Annotated in this window: 14 protein-coding genes; 4 read left to right on the forward strand and 10 right to left on the reverse strand. The window is 66.3% G+C overall.

Translation table 11 applies throughout. The features are described from left to right. Positions 1 to 194: 194 nt before the first annotated feature. The 5 genes from acnA to dut form a co-directional block, all read right to left on the reverse strand. A complete protein-coding gene (gene acnA, locus D4765_RS03465; RefSeq protein ID WP_136640834.1) occupies positions 195 to 3020 on the reverse strand; it encodes an aconitate hydratase AcnA in 2826 nt (941 codons plus the stop codon). A gap of 119 nt (positions 3021 to 3139) precedes the next feature. Next, complete coding sequence (locus D4765_RS03470; RefSeq protein ID WP_136640835.1) at positions 3140 to 5524, reverse strand: HAD-IC family P-type ATPase; 2385 nt, start codon at positions 5522 to 5524, stop codon at positions 3140 to 3142. Continuing rightward, the gene (locus tag D4765_RS03475; RefSeq protein WP_136640836.1) at positions 5521 to 6405 is read right to left on the reverse strand and encodes a DUF3159 domain-containing protein; all 885 of its coding nucleotides are present in this window, start codon (positions 6403 to 6405) and stop codon (positions 5521 to 5523) included. Before D4765_RS03475 ends, D4765_RS03470 begins: the two co-directional genes overlap by 4 nt. Further along, complete coding sequence (locus tag D4765_RS03480) at positions 6406 to 7002, reverse strand: DUF3710 domain-containing protein (protein ID WP_136640956.1); 597 nt, start codon at positions 7000 to 7002, stop codon at positions 6406 to 6408. A 184-nt stretch (positions 7003 to 7186) separates the two neighbouring features. Beyond that, a complete protein-coding gene (dut, locus tag D4765_RS03485) occupies positions 7187 to 7666 on the reverse strand; it encodes a dUTP diphosphatase (protein WP_136640837.1) in 480 nt (159 codons plus the stop codon). Between the two features lie 51 nt (positions 7667 to 7717). Here dut and D4765_RS03490 point away from each other — a divergent pair, with 51 nt between their 5' ends. Next, complete coding sequence (locus D4765_RS03490) at positions 7718 to 8170, forward strand: DUF3093 domain-containing protein (protein WP_136640838.1); 453 nt, start codon at positions 7718 to 7720, stop codon at positions 8168 to 8170. Positions 8171 to 8229: 59 nt separating this feature from the next. On the opposite strand, the gene D4765_RS03495 is transcribed toward D4765_RS03490, so the two are convergent. After that, positions 8230 to 8523 carry a DUF4193 domain-containing protein gene (locus D4765_RS03495; protein WP_136640839.1) on the reverse strand — a complete coding sequence of 98 codons (294 nt, stop codon included), beginning with the start codon at positions 8521 to 8523 and terminating at the stop codon, positions 8230 to 8232. Between the two features lie 202 nt (positions 8524 to 8725). Between D4765_RS03495 and sepH the strand changes: the two genes are divergently transcribed. After that, entirely contained in the window at positions 8726 to 10120 is a 1395-nt protein-coding gene (gene sepH / locus D4765_RS03500; RefSeq protein WP_136640840.1) for a septation protein SepH, read from the forward strand. A gap of 104 nt (positions 10121 to 10224) precedes the next feature. On the opposite strand, the gene D4765_RS03505 is transcribed toward sepH, so the two are convergent. Further along, a complete protein-coding gene (locus D4765_RS03505; RefSeq protein ID WP_136640841.1) occupies positions 10225 to 11403 on the reverse strand; it encodes an alkaline phosphatase family protein in 1179 nt (392 codons plus the stop codon). A gap of 43 nt (positions 11404 to 11446) precedes the next feature. On the opposite strand from D4765_RS03505, the gene D4765_RS03510 reads away from it, so the two are divergent. Next, complete coding sequence (locus tag D4765_RS03510) at positions 11447 to 14080, forward strand: DNA gyrase/topoisomerase IV subunit A (RefSeq protein ID WP_136640842.1); 2634 nt, start codon at positions 11447 to 11449, stop codon at positions 14078 to 14080. Between the two features lie 121 nt (positions 14081 to 14201). Here the strand turns inward: D4765_RS03510 and D4765_RS03515 are convergent, their stop codons facing one another. Further along, entirely contained in the window at positions 14202 to 14438 is a 237-nt protein-coding gene (locus D4765_RS03515; RefSeq protein WP_136640843.1) for a DUF7455 domain-containing protein, read from the reverse strand. A gap of 207 nt (positions 14439 to 14645) precedes the next feature. Between D4765_RS03515 and D4765_RS03520 the strand changes: the two genes are divergently transcribed. Then, positions 14646 to 16733, forward strand: a complete 2088-nt coding sequence (locus D4765_RS03520; RefSeq protein WP_136640844.1) for a DNA gyrase/topoisomerase IV subunit B — start codon at positions 14646 to 14648, stop codon at positions 16731 to 16733. Positions 16734 to 16792: 59 nt separating this feature from the next. Here D4765_RS03520 and D4765_RS03525 read toward each other — a convergent pair whose 3' ends face one another. Both D4765_RS03525 and D4765_RS03530 read right to left on the reverse strand, forming a co-directional pair. Next, positions 16793 to 17614: a type 1 glutamine amidotransferase gene (locus D4765_RS03525; protein WP_136640845.1), complete on the reverse strand. Its 822-nt coding sequence runs from the start codon at positions 17612 to 17614 to the stop codon at positions 16793 to 16795. Next, positions 17614 to 18894 carry a MurT ligase domain-containing protein gene (locus tag D4765_RS03530; RefSeq protein ID WP_136640846.1) on the reverse strand — a complete coding sequence of 427 codons (1281 nt, stop codon included), beginning with the start codon at positions 18892 to 18894 and terminating at the stop codon, positions 17614 to 17616. Before D4765_RS03530 ends, D4765_RS03525 begins: the two co-directional genes overlap by 1 nt. Between the last annotated feature and the right edge of the window lies 1 nt (position 18895).

An 18895-nucleotide genomic window follows, 5' to 3' on the forward strand; every position in this document is an offset into this window, starting at 1 on the left:
ATCCTCCCTCCCCACCCCTTCCCGCCCGGAGAGGTACGGCTTTTGCCCGCTTCACGGGCGCCCAAGCGTGCAAAAGCCGACACCCAACGGAGAATGCGAGGGCTGGGGCCCAGGCTGGGGCCCGGGCGACGAGAACGGCGGCAGAGCGACCTCGTGGGAGGGGCTCTGCCGCCGTTCTGCGGGGCGGATGCGGGTTACGCCGCGGTGACCAGCGAACGCAGCACGTACTGCAGGATGCCGCCGTTGCGGTAGTAGTCAGCCTCACCGGGGGTGTCGATGCGGAGGACCGCATCGAACTCCACAGGCTGCTTGCCCTCGGGCGAGTGCTCGCTCGGCGTCGCGGTGACGTGAAGCGTCTTCGGGGTGCGGCCCTCATTGAGTTCTTCGACACCGGAGATGTCGATGACCTCGGTGCCGTCGAGGCCGAGCGATGCCCAGCTCTCGCCTGCCGGGAACTGCAGCGGCAGAACGCCCATGCCGATGAGGTTCGAGCGGTGGATTCGCTCGAAACTCTCGACGATGACCGCCTTCACGCCGAGGAGCGACGTGCCCTTGGCCGCCCAGTCCCGTGACGAACCCGAACCGTACTCTTTGCCACCGAAGATGACGAGCGGGATGCCCGCAGCCTGGTAATTCTCGCTGGCGTCGTAGATGAACGCCTGCGGGGCATCCGGAGCCGTGAAGTCGCGGGTGTAACCACCCTCGACGTTGTCGAGCAGCTGGTTCTTCAGCCGGATGTTCGCGAACGTGCCGCGGATCATGATCTCGTGGTTGCCGCGGCGCGAGCCGTACGAGTTGTAGTCTTTGCGCGAAACCCCGTGGGCGTCGAGGTACTTGCCCGCGGGGCTGTCGGCCTTGATGTTGCCAGCAGGGCTGATGTGGTCGGTGGTGACCGAGTCGCCGAGCTTCGCCAGCACGCGTGCGCCGGCGATCGACGAGACCGGAGTGGTCTCGATGGTCATGCCCTCGAAGTACGGGGGCTTACGAACGTAGGTCGACTCGGCGTCCCACTCGAAGGTGGGGCCGGTGGGTGTCGGCAGGGAACGCCAGCGCTCGTCACCGTCGAACACGCTCGCGTACTCGTGGGTGAACATCTCGGTGTTGATCGACGTGTCGATGGTCTGCTGCACCTCGGCCGCGTCGGGCCAGATGTCGCGGAGGTAGACCTCGGCGCCGTCGCTGCCGGTACCGAGCGAGTCGGTCTCGAAGTCGAAGTTCATCGAGCCGGCCAGCGCATACGCGATGACCAGGGGCGGCGAGGCAAGGTAGTTCATCTTGACGTCGGGGCTGATGCGGCCCTCGAAGTTGCGGTTGCCCGAGAGCACGGCGGTGACGGCGAGATCGTTCTTGTTGATCGCGTCGGTCACCTCTTCGATGAGTGGGCCGGTGTTGCCGATGCAGACCGTGCAGCCGTACCCAACGGTGTAGAAGCCGAGGGCTTCGAGATCGCCTGTGAGGCCGGCCTTCTCGTAGTAGTCGGTGACGACCTTCGAGCCGGGCGCCAGGGTGGTCTTGACCCAGGGCTTCGACTTCAGGCCCTTCTTCACGGCGTTGCGGGCCAGCAGACCGGCCGCGAGCATGACGCTCGGGTTCGAGGTGTTGGTGCACGACGTGATGGCGGCGACCGCCACTGCTCCGTGGTCGAGCGTGTAGTTCAGGCCAGCGGGCGTGGTGACTGCGGTCGGAGCCGACACCGTCGACGGGGCATGACTGACATGGCTGTGCGAGACCTCGTGAGCGGTGTCTTCGTCTTGTGAGGTGAAGCCATTGGGGTCTGACGCGGGAAACGAGCCGTCGAGCGACGCATCGACCCGTGACAGGTCTTGCGAGGCATAGTCGTTGAGGTCTTTCTCGAACTGGTGCTTCGCGTTGCTGAGTTCGACCCGGTCTTGCGGGCGCTTCGGCCCGGCGATGGAGGGAACCACGGTGCCGAGGTCGAGTTCGAGGTACTCACTGAACGAGGGCTCGACGCTCGGGTCGTGCCAGAGCGTCTGCAGCTTGGCGTAGGCCTCGACAAGGGCGACCTGCTCTTCGCTGCGGCCCGTGAGGCGCAGGTAGTCGAGCGTGATGTCGTCGATCGGGAACATGGCAGCGGTCGAGCCGAACTCGGGGCTCATGTTACCGATGGTGGCGCGGTTCGCGAGCGGGACGGCCGTGACGCCTTCACCGTAGAACTCGACAAACTTGCCCACGACACCGTGCTTGCGCACCATCTGCGTGATGGTGAGTACCACGTCAGTGGCGGTGACGCCGGCGGGAATGGTGCCGGAGAGCTTGAAGCCGACGACCTTCGGAATCAGCATGGAGACGGGTTGGCCGAGCATGGCCGCCTCTGCCTCGATGCCGCCGACACCCCAGCCGAGCACGCCGAGGCCGTTGACCATGGTGGTGTGCGAGTCGGTACCGACGCAGGTGTCGGGGTAGGCGCGCAGAACCCCGTTGACCTCACGGGTGAAGGTCACGCGGGCCAGGTACTCGATGTTCACCTGGTGCACGATGCCCGTTCCCGGCGGAACGACCTTGAAGTCGTCGAACGCTGTCTGGCCCCAGCGAAGGAACTGGTAGCGCTCGCCATTGCGCTCGTACTCGATGTCGACGTTGCGCTCGAGAGCGTTCTCAGACCCGAACAGGTCGGCGATGACCGAGTGGTCGATGACGAGCTCTGCGGGGGCGAGCGGGTTGATCTTGGTGGGGTCGCCGCCCAGCGCGCCGACCGCTTCGCGCATGGTGGCGAGGTCGACGATGCAGGGAACGCCCGTGAAGTCTTGCATCACGACGCGTGCGGGGGTGAACTGGATCTCGGTGTCGGGCTCAGCGGTGGGCTGCCAATTGCCGATTGCTCTGATGTGCTCTGCCGTGATGTTGGCACCGTCTTCGGTGCGCAACAGGTTTTCGAGCAGTACCTTCAGGCTGAACGGAAGCTTCTCATAGCCCGGAACGGTGTCGAGCCGGAAGACCTCGTATGACTGATCTCCGACTGTGAGGGTGTCTTTCGACCCAAAACTGTTTACTTCAGACACGTACGTCTCTCCTTCGCTGACTACGTCAATCTTGGGCGTCTTGCGATACCTGTGGCTAGCAAGGGTTGCCTTACTCGAGAAGCCGCAAAACTATCTTGACGTCGAGATAACTTTAGCACTCATTCCCGGTCGACGACGAGACCACACCGCTTCGCGAACCGGTAGTACACCTCGATGCCAGAGGCCCCGGCCACGCCCACCGCCAGCGCGTAGAAGAACCACGGGCCGATGCTCACGTCGAGCACGAAGAAAGCCCGGGTGAACGGCAGCAGGTACGCCAGCGCGAAGGCCAGCGTGACGGAGAGCACCAGCACGACCCGGGGCCTCGAGAGCGGGCGGGCGAGCACCGAGACGATCCAGAGCGACACGATGAACAGCGCCATCGTGGCGAGGCTGCGAGCCTCGACTTGCGGCAGCGTGCCGCGCAGCGGCGCATACGCGACCAGGCACGCCGTCGCGCCGATGAGCCCCGTCGGTAACGAGAACTTCAGTACCCGCGGCAGCACTCCGGCCCGGTAGCGGCGGCGGTTCGGAGCCAGCGCGAGAAAGAACGACGGCACGCCGATGGCGAGTGTCGACACCAGGGTGAGCTGCCGGGGCAGAAACGGAAACTCCCACGCAAAGATGGCCGTGAACAGCGCCAGCACGATTCCGTAGACCGTCTTCGAGAGAAAAAGGTTCGACACCCGCTCGACGTTCGCGATCACGCGGCGCCCGAGCATCAGCACCTCGGGCAGACGGTCGAACCGGCTGTCGAGCAGTACCAGTCGCGACACGGCCCGCGTTGCCGGCGTTGCGTTGCCCATCGCGATGCCCAGGTCGGCGTCTTTGATGGCCATGGCATCGTTCACGCCGTCGCCGGTCATCGCCACCGAGCGGCCCTGCTGCTGCAGCAGCTTCACGATGCGCTGTTTCTGTTCGGGGGCGACCCGGCCGAAGACACCACCCGCGGCCAGTGCCAGGGTGAGCGATTCGTCGTCGACCAGCGTGCTCGCATCCACGGCCTCGTCGCCGAGGTTCAGCTGGCGCGCGATCGAACCGACCGTGTGCGGATTGTCGCCAGAGAGAATGATGACGCGTACCCCTTCGGCCGCGAAGTAGGCCAAGGTTTCGGCGGCCTCCGGGCGAATGGTCTCTTCGAGAATGACGAAGCAGGCCGGCATCGCGTGCCCCACGAGTTCGGGTTCGTCGACGTAGCGCTCGGGCGCCTCGGCCGAGCGGGCCAGCACCAGCGTGCGGCGCCCGCTCGCGGCGATGGTGTGCGCCTCTGCGAGGGCTTCCGGATGCCCGACCAGCAGCCGCTCGGGAGCCCCCAGCAGCCACGTGACGGTGTCTGTGCCCGCGCTTGCCAGCTGCACGGCGCTGAACGCCCGCAGCGAGCTGAACGCCAGCCGCGCCTGCACCTCGGCCGAACCCAGCTCGAACTGGTTGGCGAGGGCGCGTGACGTCGCGTTGCCGGCGTCATCGGTCGACAGGGCGGCCAGCGCCGACCGGCAGGGCCCCAGATCGTCGTCTCGCCCCGGCAACTGCTGCAGCCCGTGAAACCCGATTGCCCCGGTGGTGAGGGTGCCCGTCTTGTCGAGGCACAGCACGTCGACTCGAGCCAGCACCTCGACGGCGGCCAGCTCCTGCACCAGAACCTTCTGCCGGGTCAGCCGAATCGCCGCCACGCCGAACGCGAGACTCGTCAGCAGCACCAGACCCTCGGGAATGATGCCCACCACGCTCGCGACCGCGTCGACGAGGGCGTGCCGCCAGCTCTGGTCGTTCGGGTCGGCCAGCGCGTGAAAACCTCCGTACGTCGCAATGCGCCCGAAGACGATGACAACGATGAGCGGCACCAGGATCCACGACAGGTACACCAGAATGCGGTTCGTCGCAGCGCGCAGTTCCGAGTGCACGAGGCTGTGCCTCTTGATCTCCGCAGTGAGCTTGCTGGCATACGAATTCGCGCCGACCGCCACCACCCGCGCCTCGGCCGTTCCCGACGTGACGAGCGAGCCCGACATGAGGCGGTCGCCGGGCTTCTTGGCTATCGGGTCCGACTCGCCCGTGAGCAACGATTCGTCGACGAACAGCGCGGTGGTCACGATGACATCGGCGTCGGCGGTGATCTGGTCACCCGGTCGAACGATCACCAGGTCATCCAGAACCACCTCACCGGGCTGGATGACCAGCAGAACGCCACCCCGCCGAACCGCCGTCTCGGGCGAGGCGAGCACCGCCAACCGGTCGAGTGCGCGCTTGGCCCGCAGCTCCTGCACAATGCCGATGAGGGCGTTGAACACCACAACGCCGAAGAAGAAGCCGTCACGCAGGTCGCCCAGCAGCAGCACCGCGATGAAGCACACGGTGAGAATGCCGTTGAAGAACGTGAAGACGTTCTCGGCGAGAATGCTGCGGAACGTGCGGGAGGTGGGCGTCTCGACGACGTTCACGTCGCCCCGCGCGATGCGCTGCTGAACCTCGGTGGGGCTCAGGCCGGGGTCGGCCGGTGCGATCATGGCGTGGGCGACGCCGGATCGGAGGGTTCCGGAACCGTCTTCGACCCCTCGTGGCCGAACGCGGCACGCACCAACAGCCAGGTCACCCAGAGCATGCCCGCGTACAGCGGCACACCGAGAATCAGCTTCACTGAAGCGAGCGCCTCGGCCTGCCCTGCGAGGTACAGCGGCACTTCGACCGCGAGCCGCAGAGCGAACAGCCCGACCCAGCACCACGTAGCGATGAGCACCACTTTGAACTTGGCGGCGTCGCTCTTCCACGCGGCGGCGTCGCCGGTCAGCACACCGACAATCAGGCCGATCAGGGGCCACCGGGCCACGATCGAGCCGAGCAGCACGACCACTGAGACCGCATTGATGACGATACCGACCACGAAGTTGTCTTCGGCCCGGCCGGTGAACAGCGCCAGACCTGCCGACACTGCGACACCGATCAGCCCGGCGATGGCCGGCATCACGGGGCTGCGGGTGACGAGCCGCACCACGATGAACACGGCCGCCACCGCGAGCGGAGCGATCACGCTCGGTGTGAGATCTTTCGTGAGTGTGTAGATGACCAGAAACGCGAGCCCGGGCAGAATCGACTCGATCAGCCCGCGCACGCCGCCGATGGCCCGCAGCAGCGACGACACCGTGGGTGCCTCGCCGGGTGCGACCTGGCCGATACCCGACCGCTTGGCGGCCGCAGCGAACGCCGCGGAGAACGACAGCGGGGCCTCGCTCTCATCGGCACCGTTCACGCGCTGAGCAGCCTTGGCCTCGTTCGGCACCGGATGCCCGCTCCCCTGGTGTTCGCTCTGTTGCTGCCTGTTCCCCCGGCCTGCGCCACCGTGCTGCTCGTTCGGCGCCTGCCCACCCTGCGGCTGCTCGGCCCCCGACATCTAGAGCGTGCTCGACGGGTTTGGCGCCGCCGTGGTCTTCGGAATCGACAGCGGAATCAGGTCTCGCGGCGGCATGGGAGCACTGCCCCGCACCACGACCACGCTGCGGAAGAGTTCTTCGACGGCCGCCCGTGAATCGTCGCTCTGCATGGCCTCGCCGGCGATCACGCCGCGAAGAAACCACCGCGGCCCGTCGACGCCGATGAAGCGCGCGAGGCGCGTGACGGGCTTGCCGTCGGGGCCGGCCGCCGGCACCTCGGCTATCAGCTCGGGGCCGAACACGCCGTCTTGCTCGACGAGCGTGCCGCCCTGGCCGCCGATCTGCTCGCGGATCTGCGCGCGGATGTCGTGCCAGAGTCCGGTGGATCGGGGCGCCGCGAACGCCTGCACCTGCAGGGTCGAACCAGCGAAGTCGAGACCGACGGCAACAACACGGTTGGTTCCCTCTTCGACTTCGAGCCGCAGCTGCAGCCCTTCACGCGGCAGAATCTTGACCCCGCCGAGATCGACATAGGGCCGAGCGGGGTTGGCTTCGTCGGCGTCGAACGGGCCTTCGCTGGCACGGTTCTCGGGGGCCGACTTCTCGTCGGAGCGCAGTTCGACGGCGTCAGCCGGCTCGCTGAGCTCGGCTTCGCTGAGTTCGGCTTCGCTGAGTTCGGCTTCGCTGGGCTCTGTCTCGACGGCTTCGATTTCTGTGGGGCTGGCCGCGGCATCACTGCCAGCGCTGTTGTTTCCAGCGCGGCTGATGCGCCCGCGCTTGTTCTTGACGGAATCGTTCTTGTCAGTCACTGACTTCGACTTTCTGTGAATTGGTGGCGCTCTGCGGTTCGTTGTAGCCGCTCGATCCGAAACCGCCTTCGCCCCGCACTGACGAGGGCAGGGTGTCGACCGGCACGAACACCGCCCGGCTGACCGGCATCACCACGAGCTGGGCGATTCTGTCCCCGACGGCGATATCGTACGGCACCTGAGTGTCAGTATTCAGAAGAGCGACCCGAATCTCGCCTCGGTAGCCGGCATCCACCGTGCCGGGAGAATTCACGATGGTGATGCCGTGTTTGCTGGCGAGACCGCTTCGCGGCACCACGAACGCCACGAAGCCCGCAGGCAGTGCGATCGAGACGCCTGTGCCGACGGTCTGTCGCTGGCCGGGCTGCAGGGTGAGTGCTTCGGCAGAGCGCAGGTCTGCACCGGCATCACCGGGGTTGGCATAGCTGGGAATGTGCTCAGCTTTGATGAGAACTTCGACGCTTTCAGTCACGAGTCGAGGGTAGTGCAGATTGCCGGGCCGAATCTCTGATCGAATAGAGCTATGTCGACCTACCGTGAACGCCTGAGCCCGTCGGGCCGCATCTACCTGTACCTGGTACTGCTGATTCCCGCCAGCATCGGGGTCTTCGCACCCATCAACATGACCGCCGGCATCGTCTGCGCCATCGTCTTGTACGGCGGCAGCGTCGGGGTGCTGCTCGTACTCTCGCCGGTCGTCTCCGTCGGCGACGGGATGCTCGTGGCCGGCAAAGCCCGCATTCCACTCGAACTCGTGGGCGAGCCCGTCGCCTTCACGGGTTCGGAGGCAACACTCGCCAGAGGGCAGCGTCTCGACGCCCGGGCATGGCTGTGCATCCGGGGATGGATCTCACCGGTCGTGCGAGTGAGCATTCACGATGCGAGCGACCCGGTGCCGTACTGGCTGATTTCGACCCGAAACCCAAACGAGCTCGTAGCCGCCCTTGAAAAGGCCAACCACGAGCTCGCACAGTGATGCGGTTCAGAGCACTGACTCAGTTCGTCTGACTCAGTGCATCGTTTCTACGTTGTCGCTCACATCTCGCATTCGATGCAGACGGGCCCAAGCTTCGTCTGGTGATCGATCTGCGAACGGTGCTTCACCAGGAAGCAGGTCACACAGGTGAACTCGTCTGCCTGCGGCGGAAGAACCACCACGTCGAGGTCGAGGTCTGAGAGATCTGCACCGGGCAGCTCGAAGCCACCGGGGTTGTCGGCGTCGTCAACGTCTACGACGCCAGACATCTTGTCTGGAACACGCTCTTTGAGCGCTTCGATCGAGTCGGAATCGTCGTCGGTCTTGCGCGGAGCGTCGTAATCGGTTGCCATGCTTATCCACTTCTCATACGCCAGCTGAAACAAAATCGGCGGCGTTAGTTTGCATCATTCCAAGGGGAATAGCAAACCGCCTTGAGGAGGCTTGCATCCCACGCCCGTAGCAACTTACGGCACGCCCTGAACATTCCCGTCTGTACGGGGTTTGTCATGGCATCCTTGCAGGGAACTCCAGACCAAGACGGGGCCCATCATCATGCAAGATCTGACTGTCATAGGAATCGAGAACGGTTCCCTGCTCGTGGCTTCTGAAACAGGCGAGCGCTATCGCGTCGCCATCGACGAAGTACTGCAGTCGCGCCTGCGACAGAGCACCACCAGTGTCACCACGGGCGTGAAGGTGTCGCCGCGTGAGATCCAGTCGCAGATTCGTGCCGGCATGAGTGCTGAAGACGTCGCACGCGCCACAGGAGCCTCGCTCGAGTACGTCGAGCGCTTCGAGGGGCCCGTGGTCGCCGAGCGGTTGCACATCGTCTCGTCGGCGCTGAAGGTGGCCGTGAAGGTGGCCTCATCGACCGACCCGCTGAGCGAAGACCAGTCGTCGACCTTCGGTGATGTCATCGAAGAGCGCCTCGCGGGCCTCAGCGCAACAGACCTGCGCTGGGCCAGCTGGAAAGAAGAGTCTGGCTGGATCGTCAAGCTCACATTCACCGCGAGCGAGATCGATCACGACGCGCGCTGGCAGTACGACCCCAAGCGTCACTCGCTCTCGCCCCTCAACGCCGGCGCGGTGACGCTGTCGCAGCACGGTGAGATCTCCGATGGGCTCATTCCGCGGCTGCGTGCCGTCGACCTGAACGCGCAGCTCGAGCGTGACAGCCGTCTCGCCCAGAGCAGTGGCCTGGGGCTCGACGAGCTCGACGCCATCGGTGCGCCCGGTGCCTCTGGTGCGGGTGCGTCCCGCTCGTCGGGTGATTCGGGTGCCTCGGGTGCTGCCGGGTCGGGCCTGTGGAACGATGGCGGGCCTGCCGTCGAACCGGTGCTCACGGAACCCACCCCCTTCAACCGCACGGCGCAGGAGTCGTCGCCCGCCGCCGCGGCCGCCGCCGTCAAACGGGCCGCCGTGCCCGTGGCCGCCCAGAACGAGACCGCCGACCTGCTCGAGGCACTGCGCCGCCGACGCGGTGAACGCGAATCTGCCTCGTTCCACCTCGGCACAGCCGACGACGATGACGAGTTCGACACGCTCGCAGGGCGCCCGGGTGATCCGTCGCTCGCGTCAGGTCATCCCGCGCATCCCTCACACGCTGCCCCTGGCGCTCCGCGAACGCACAACACGACTCCGGCCTCGCAGGCCGAGACGCGGCCGCTCGCGCATCTGCTGCGGCCCGCCACCACCCCGGCCCCGGCGTCGGCAGAGACGCCGCTCGACGGTTTCGACGACGTCGACGCATCCGGCACCGGTACCGGCAACGGCACTGGTACCGGCAACGGCAACGCTCGCGCCGACTCGGCCACCCGGTCTGACGCCCCTGCCCGCGGCGACCAGCGCCAAACCGGCCCGCAGTCGCGCACCAAACGCGCTCGTACGGCAATGCCCAGCTGGGACGAGATCGTCTTTGGCGCCCGCACCGACGACGACCTGAACTGACCCGGCGTAGCCCGACCCGACCAGCGCGCCGGGAAGACGCAATCGGCACCATCGGCGACAGGCTGCGGCTCACCCGCCTCACCAGCTGAGGTTCCGGCTTCGGGTCAGGGGCGTTCGAAGGCCCCGAACCCGAGCAGCGGAACGTACAGTTCGTCGTCGCTCCACGACCCGTGTTGGCCGATCATCGTGCGCTTCGCCGCCGGGGTCGTGCGCGAGTCGTAGTACGCGATGTTCTTGCGCGCAGCCACAATGACGTCTCCGATCCGCGACCGGATGCCCGGCAGCACCGCTCCGAACCACCCCGCCTCGACGGCCTCATCGCCCGACAACACCCACGCTCGCTCCCCCTCGGCTTCGCGCCACGCCGCCAACAGTTCGGCAATCACCGCCTGCCGTTCGGCCTCTTTCGGGCCAGAACCCCCGGCCACGTGCAGCTGCAGGCACCGCGGGTCACCCGCCACGTGCGCGACTCCCCGCACCAGCGCCGGGTTCTCGTCGAACAGCACGTGCGACGTGGCCGGAATGTCGAGCATGCCGTGGTCGGCCGTCAGCAGCATGCCCTCGCCCTGACGCAGCCTCAGAGCGAACGCCTCGGTCTCGGCGTCGACCGTCTCGAGCGCAGCGGTGAACTTGTCTGACTGCCAGCCCGAGGCGTGGGCAGCCATGTCGAGCTCGGGAATGTAGACGTAGACGAGCGCCTTCGACGACCTTGCTGCGGCCGAGTCGAGAACGGCACGGGCCGCCGCGAAACGGTCGGCGATGCTCTTGCCGGCCACGTAGTGGGCACCACGCAGAACCGCGTGGGTGAACCCGCTCGACGTGTAGCGCGGGGCACCGATGGCCGAGCATCCGATACCGGCTGCACTGGCCTGCTCGAACAGCGTGGGCTGTGCCTGCCAGGTGTCGGGCTGCATTGTCGGGCCCCAGCCGGTGAGCTGGTTCTTCACGGCGTCGGCTGAGGGCACGTAGGCGGTGTAGCCGACGAGGCCATGGGTTCCGGGTGAGACGCCGGTGGTGAGCGAGGCGAGAGCGGCCGCGGTGGTGGTGGGAAACCCGCTCGCGATGCGGGCACGCTTGGTGAGGCGGGCGGCGAGATGGCGAGCGTGGCCGCTGTTCGCGCGGAGCGCCGCCGCCCCGAGGCCATCGACCAGCACGACCACGGCACGGTCGACGGGCCGCAGCTCCAGCCTGTTGGCCGCGCCTCCCAGCGCTGCAATGCAACTCGGCAACACGTCTGTGAGGTGCGGGGCGGTGGGATCGAGGGCCGGTATTGTGGGGGGCATTATGCCCATTCTGGCATGACCCGCATACCGAGAAACAGCTGGAATGACACCGAGAACACCTGAGCCTGAGGCTGAGACGCCCGAGAACATCGAAGACATCGATGTGTCGAGCGAGATGCAGGGCTCGTTTCTCGAGTATGCCTATTCGGTGATCTATTCGCGGGCCCTGCCCGATGCCCGTGATGGTATGAAACCGGTGCAGCGGCGCATCCTGTTCCAGATGAGCGAGATGGGGCTCCGGCCCGACCGTGGGCACGTGAAGTCGGCCCGCGTCGTGGGCGAAGTGATGGGCAAGCTCCACCCGCACGGTGACGCGTCGATCTACGACGCCATGGTGCGCCTCGCGCAGAGCTGGACTCTCCGTTTGCCCCTCATCGACGGCCACGGCAACTTCGGCTCGCTCGACGACGGCCCGGCCGCGTCGCGCTACACCGAGGCCAGGCTCGCCCCCGCCGCCCTCGTGATGACCGACGGGCTCGACGAAGACGTCGTCGACTTCGTGCCCAACTACGACAACCAGTTGACCCAGCCCGACGTGCTGCCGGCGGCCTACCCGAACCTGCTCGTGAACGGCGCGAGCGGCATCGCAGTGGGCATGGCCACGAACATGGCGCCGCACAACCTCATCGAGGTCGTCGCGGGTGCGCGCTACCTCATCACCCACCCCGAGGCCACGGTCGACGACCTGATGACCTTCATTCCCGGCCCCGACCTGCCCGGCGGCGGCACGATCGTGGGGCTGGCGGGCATCCGCGACGCGTACCTCACCGGCCGCGGCAGCTTCAAGACCCGCGCCAAGGTGAGCGTCGAGACCCTCACCGCGCGAAAGGTGGGGCTCGTCGTCACCGAGCTGCCCTATCTGGTGGGCGCCGAGAAAGTCATCTCGAAGATCAAAGACGGCGTGAACTCGAAGAAGCTGCAGGGCATCTCCGACGTCACCGACCTCACCGACCGCACGAACGGGCTGCGCTTGGTCATCGGCATCAAGACCGGTTTCAGTCCGGATGCTGTACTCGAGCAGCTCTACCGCCAGACCCCGCTCGAAGACTCGTTCAACATCAACAACGTGGCGCTCGTCAACGGGGGGCCGCAGACCCTCGGGCTGAAAGAGCTGCTGCAGGTCTACGTCGACCACCGCATCGACGTGGTCACCCGGCGTACCCGGTACCGGCTCACGAAGCGGCGTGAGCGGTTGCACCTGCTGCTGGGGCTGCTCATTGCGATTCTCGACATCGACGAGGTCATCCAGGTCATTCGCAACAGCGACGACACCGATCAGGCCCGCGTTCGCCTCATCGATGTGTTCGATCTCGATGTGCTGCAGGCCGACTACATCCTCGAACTGCGCCTGCGCCGCCTCACGCGCTTCTCGCGCATCGAGCTCGAGACTGAACGTGACGCGCTGCTGAAAGAGATCGAGTACCTCGAGGCGCTTCTCGCGAGCAAGGCGCTCATCCGCCAGGCCGTGTCAGAAGAGCTCGACGAGGCCTCCGATCGGCTCGGCACACCCCGCCGCACGTTGCTCACCGAGGGTCGACCCGCCCCGGCGTCGACGGCTGCCGCCCGACGGGAGCAGGTCTCGCTCGAGCTGGCCGACACGCCGTGCCGTGTGTTTCTCTCAACCACTGGCCGCACGATTCGTGTCGACCTCCCGCTGCCGAGCGACGATGCCGAGGCGACCGCCCAGACGGCCACCGGAGCCCCCTCCCGCCGCAGCAAACACGACGCCGTGCGCTCGACCGTGCTCACCAGCACCCGCACCGAGATCGGCGCTGTCACGTCGCTCGGGCGGCTCGTTCGCATGTCGGTGCTCGACCTGCCGGTCGCTCCGCTCAACTCGATCCAGCTCGCCGCAGGCGTGCGTATCGCCGACTACCTCGCCATCGATGCCAAGCGCGAACGCATCGTCGCGCTCGTGTCGCTCAGCTCGGAAGCGCCGATCGCGCTGGGCACACTGATGGGTACCGTGAAGCGCGTGACGCCGGGCGACTGGCCGAACAAGCCCGACTTCGAACTCATCGCGCTGAAGCCCGGCGACCTGGTCGTCGGGGCGGAGCAGGCCGCCGAGACGGCCAACCTCGTCTTTGTGGCGTCGGATGCCCAGCTGCTGCACTACCCGGCCGCCTCCGTTCGCCCGCAGGGGCGTCTGGCCGGGGGCATGGCGGGCATGAGCCTCGCGCCGGGGGCCAGTGTCATCGCGTTCTCGGCGGTCGACCCTGCGGCGGGTGCGGCGGCTGCGGCTGGCGAGGCGACTGCGGCTGGTGCATCTGGTACGGGCTCGACTGGTGGCGCGGGCGCGGCTGGTGCGGCAGGTGCAGCTGGTACGGGCGCGGCCGCTGGCACCGAAGCCGCTGCCGCTGCCGCCGGAATCGTCGTGGTCACGGTGGCCACAAACTCCTCGGCACTACCCGGCACCGACCTCGGCTCGGCCAAGGTGTCGGCGCTCAGCGAATTCCCCTCGAAGGGCCGGGCGACGGGCGGAGTTCGGGCGCACAGGTTCATCCGCGGCGAAGACGGCCTGCAGCTCGCCTGGGTGGGGCCGGCTCCGGCTCTGGCCGTAGGCTCTGACGGCGCCGTGCGTACGCTGCCCGGCTCGGGCGCGAAGCGCGACGCCTCAGGCACCGCGCTGGCCGCCGAAGTCGGTTCTGTCGGCTTCGCTCCGACGCTCGCCGGGTAGCTGCCGGGCATGAAAAAGCGGCACCGTGCATCCGGAATCAGATGCTCGGCGCCGCTTCGACGCGAACGCGCCGTGAAGCTGTCGGGGCCTCGAAGCAGTCACTGCTTCGAGGCGGGGTGGATCAGGAGCGGTGGTCTTCGAGGAGTCGGTCTGACTCGTCGTGCCAGTGCTTTGCAATGGGAGCAAGCTTGGCCTTGACCTCGCGGCCGTGGTGGGCGCAGAACAGCAGTTCGCCGCTCGCCATCTCGACACGGATGTAAGCCTGAGCGCCGCAGCTGTCGCAGCGGTCGGCACCAGTCAGTTGCCGATTCACTTCTCGATCGCCTACCACGCTGGTCTCTGTTGCGATTGATTGCATTCTTTGGCTCCTCACGGGTCGATACCTCAGACAATCTCTGTAACCAATACAAGCATGACAATGTTCCCTCCGCGCTACAAACCACTGTGTTTCACAGCGGGTTTCGCTGTGCGCGTACGCCCCGTTGACATTGGGGTGTCGGAGTCCGAGAGTGTCGGTGGTCAAAAGTAGTCTTGTGTGCGGCCCCCGACCCCCAGGAGTACTTCTATGGCATCGTCTGACTATTCCGCCAGGCACCTCTCGGTTCTCGAGGGGCTCGAGGCCGTGCGCAAGCGCCCCGGAATGTACATCGGCTCGACCGGCCCGCGCGGCCTCATGCACTGCCTCTGGGAGATCATCGACAACTCGGTCGACGAAGCGCTCGGCGGCCACGGCAACGAGATCTCCATTGTGTTGCACCCCGACAACAGCGTCGAGGTTCGTGACCGCGCCCGGGGCATTCCGGTCGACATCGAGCCGCGCACAGGCCTCAGTGGTGTCGAAGTGGTCTTCACGAAGCTGCACGCCGGTGGCAAGTTCGGTTCGGGCTCCTACGCGGCCTCGGGCGGTCTGCACGGCGTGGGCGCTTCGGTGGTCAACGCACTCAGCGAACGGCTCGACGTCGAGGTAGACCGCGACGGCAAGACGTGGGCCATGTCGTTCCACCGCGGCGAGCCCGGCAACTTCGCCGATGCCGACCCGAAGAACCCCTCCCCCTCGGCCGCTTTCACCCCCTTCGAGAAGAAGAGCGAACTGCGGGTGGTGGGCAAGGTCGCCCGCGGGGTCACGGGCACGCGCATCCGGTACTGGGCAGACCCGCAGATCTTCACCGAGCAGACCCAGTTTCAGACCAGCGAGCTCATCGACCGTGCCCGGCAGACCGCTTTTCTCGTGTCAGGGCTCGCGCTCGACATCACCGACAACCGCGGCGAAGAGCCGCTGCACGAGGCATTCAGTTACGAGGGCGGGCTGGCTGAGTTCGTCGATTTTCTGGCACCGGATGCCCCACTCACCGACACCTGGCGCCTCGAAGGCTCTGGCACCTTCACCGAGACCGTTCCCGTGCTGAGCGATGCGGGCGCCATGGTGCCCACCGAACTCACCCGCGACTGCTCGGTCGACATCGCCCTCCGCTGGGGAACCGGCTACGAGACCGAGCTGAAGACCTTCGTCAACATCATCTCTACGCCGAAGGGCGGCACCCACCTCGCGGGCTTCGAGGCCGGGCTGCTGAAGTTCTTGCGCAAGACGGTCGAAGACAACGCTCGGCGTCTCAAGGTCGGTAACGACAAGCTCGACAAAGAAGACGTGCTCGCCGGCCTCACTGCCGTGCTCACCGTGCGCCTACCCGAGCCGCAGTTCGAAGGCCAGACCAAAGAGATTCTCGGCACCCCGGCCGTGCGCAACATCGTCACGGCCGTCGTGACCAAGACCCTCACCGAACGCTTCTCGTCGACCAAGCGCGACGACAAGACCCAGACCGCCCTGGTGCTCGACAAGGTCGTCGCCGAGATGAAGTCACGGCTGTCTGCCCGCGCCCACAAAGAGACGCAGCGCCGCAAGAACGCGCTCGAGAGTTCATCGCTGCCAGCGAAGCTCGTCGACTGCCGTTCGAGCGACGTTGTGAGTTCAGAGCTGTTCATCGTCGAGGGCGACTCGGCGCTCGGCACCGCCAAGTTGGCGCGCAACAGTGAGTTTCAGGCGCTGCTGCCCATTCGGGGCAAGATTCTGAACGTTCAGAAGGCCTCGGTGGCCGACATGCTGTCGAACAGCGAGTGCGCGTCGATCATCCAGGTGCTCGGGGCGGGGTCGGGCCGGTCATTCGACCTCACCAGTGCGCGGTACGGCAAGATCATTCTGATGAGCGACGCCGACGTCGACGGTGCGCACATCCGCACCCTCCTGCTGACGCTGTTCTTCCGCTACATGCGGCCGATGATCGACGCGGGCCGGGTCTTCGCGGCCGTGCCGCCCCTTCACCGCGTGGTGGTCATGAACCCGGGCACGAAGCCCAACGAGACCATCTACACGTACTCCGAGAACGAGTTGAACGGTGTGTTGGCCGGCCTCAAGCGCACCAACAAGCGCTATCAAGACCCCATCCAGCGTTACAAGGGTCTCGGCGAGATGGATGCCGACCAGCTCGCGCTCACCACCATGGACAAACGGCACCGCGCCCTCCGCCGTGTTCGCGTCACCGATGCCGTGGCCGCCGAACGCACCTTCGAGCTGCTCATGGGCGACGACGTGGCCCCCCGTAAAGAGTTCATCATCGCGGGCTCGGCCGACCTCTCCCGCGATCGCATCGACACCTGATCAAGCTTTAGCCCCTCGATCCGAAACCGACAGGAGAGCGGGCGGCCACGCGCGGGAAGCTACTCGCTGAGGGGCGCGGCGGCGATAGTGGCGCGAGCCTCGGCAGCGCGGCGGTCGATCTCGACGAGGTCGGGGGTGGCCGGCGGCAGGGCTGTGGATGCCCGACGAGCGAGCGCCGTTTCAAGCAGCCAGTCAGCGAGGGCGGGGTTGTTCGCGAGCACCGGCCCGTGCAGGTGGGTGCCGATGAGGTTGTCGACCCAGAACCCTTCGACCCGTGCATCCGGAGCCACCAGCGTGGCACCCGTCGACGAACCGTCGGAGGCCGCCGCAGCGGCCGCACTCGCGCCCGCGCCTGGGCCTGACGCCGCGAGATTGCCGCGACCGTACACCACGTGCCCGATGGGAGCAGCGTCGCCGATGTCGATGTACGAACCTCGGTTCTCGAAACCCACGAGGGTTCCGAGGCGGGATTCGACGACGAAGTCGCCCACGACACGCTCGCCCGCTATGACGGTGCGAACCGGAAAGACGCCCGCTCCGGCCAGAACCGTTCCATCAGCAAGCGTCACGGTCTCGCCGAGCAGCTGAAAGCCGGCGCCCACCGCGAGGAAAGGAACGCCCTGCTGTGCCAGCAGCCGGAGCCCCGGAGCAACGTCGGCGACACCCGGATGTGCCTGCACCTCTGCCGAGACAGGCCCACTGCCGATGAACACGAGGTCGACCTGCAGCGGCACGGCCACGCCGGGCTCGAGACGGGTGATCTCGACGGCGATGCCACGCGATGAAGCCCGGCGACGCAAGATGTCGACGTTGCCGCTCTCGCCGTTCATGCCCAGGGTACGCGGGAACAGGTGCAGGATGCGCAGTGTCAGATCGCTCATCACTGGCCCCCTCCTTCGAGCTCTTTGAAACCCAGAATCTTGCGAATCGACATCATCTGCTCATAGTTCAGAATCATGGTCTTTCGACCCATGGTCGGGCGAGGAAGCGCGAGGAACAGCTTCAACGCCTCGCGCACGTCGAGGTCGACGGTGCCGACCGGAATGTCGGCGTACCCGAATCGCGTGGCGAACTGCCAAGCCTTCGAGCCCGTAATCACGTCGATGTGGTCAAGATTCGACAGGTCGATGTCGTAGATCCACGACGGATCGGGCGTGCCCTCATCAACCGCCATGAAGACCTGCTCGGGAGCCGACTGCAGCGAATCGAGGTTCAACTGCAGGCTCGCCGGGTTCTTCATCATGATGATCTCGATCGACTCGTCGCCCACCTGCAGCAACTCGCCGCGGCCGTAGACGGTCGACAGGCCACCGAGAGCAGCAGTGACGAGCCCCGGGCGAAACGTGTCACCGAGAATTGCTTTGGCCGTGGCCGTGGCTCCCGCGGCATCCAGAGCGTAGTGCAGCCCCCGTGCAGGCAGTCGAACGGCCACATCGCGCCCGTCGATCGCAAGCACAGCCTGCAGGTCGCCCACATCGGTGACAGTGACCTCGGCCTCCCGCGCACCGGCATCGATGTGACCCTCATCGAATCGGTCGGCAGAGGCCACACCGTGGGCCGCACCAGAAATGAGCTCGGGCGAAGCGCCGAAGAAGGTGACCTCGCGCGTGCCGGGCAGCCGCTTGTCGAGGTCAACCAGGTGGTTGTCATCGCGGTTCAGAATCAGCGCGCGGGTCGACGAACCGGCGACCTGTTCGAGCATTCGAACAACGCGGTCGGGCTCGTGATAGCGGTTGAGCTGGTCGATCTGAATGTTCAGCAGCAGCACCGTCGTGGGCTTCAGCATCTTCGTGATCTTGGGCCCATAGCCCTCGTCGACCTCGAGGATGGCAATGTCGGCGTCGAGCACGCCCGTCACCGACACGCTGGCCAGCACCGCCGACGCAATGCCCTGTGGCAGGTTGCCGCCCGAGGGATTGGTGAACACCTTCAGACCGTGCTCGCGGAGAATCGCCGCCAGCATGTTCGTGGTGGTCGATTTGCCGTTCGAGCCAGAGACGGCCACCACGCCCAGTGGAATGCGCGAGATGGTGTCTTCGAGAAAGGTGGGCGCTATTTTGAGCGCAATCGTGCCGGGTATCGCTGAGCCGCCGCCGCGCAGACGCGCGGCGACACGAACAGCGCGACCGACAAGAATGGCCGTCGCGGTACGGAATCCCACG

It is taken from the genome of Subtercola vilae (assembly GCF_004923255.1).
GTDB lineage: Bacteria > Actinomycetota > Actinomycetes > Actinomycetales > Microbacteriaceae > Subtercola > Subtercola vilae.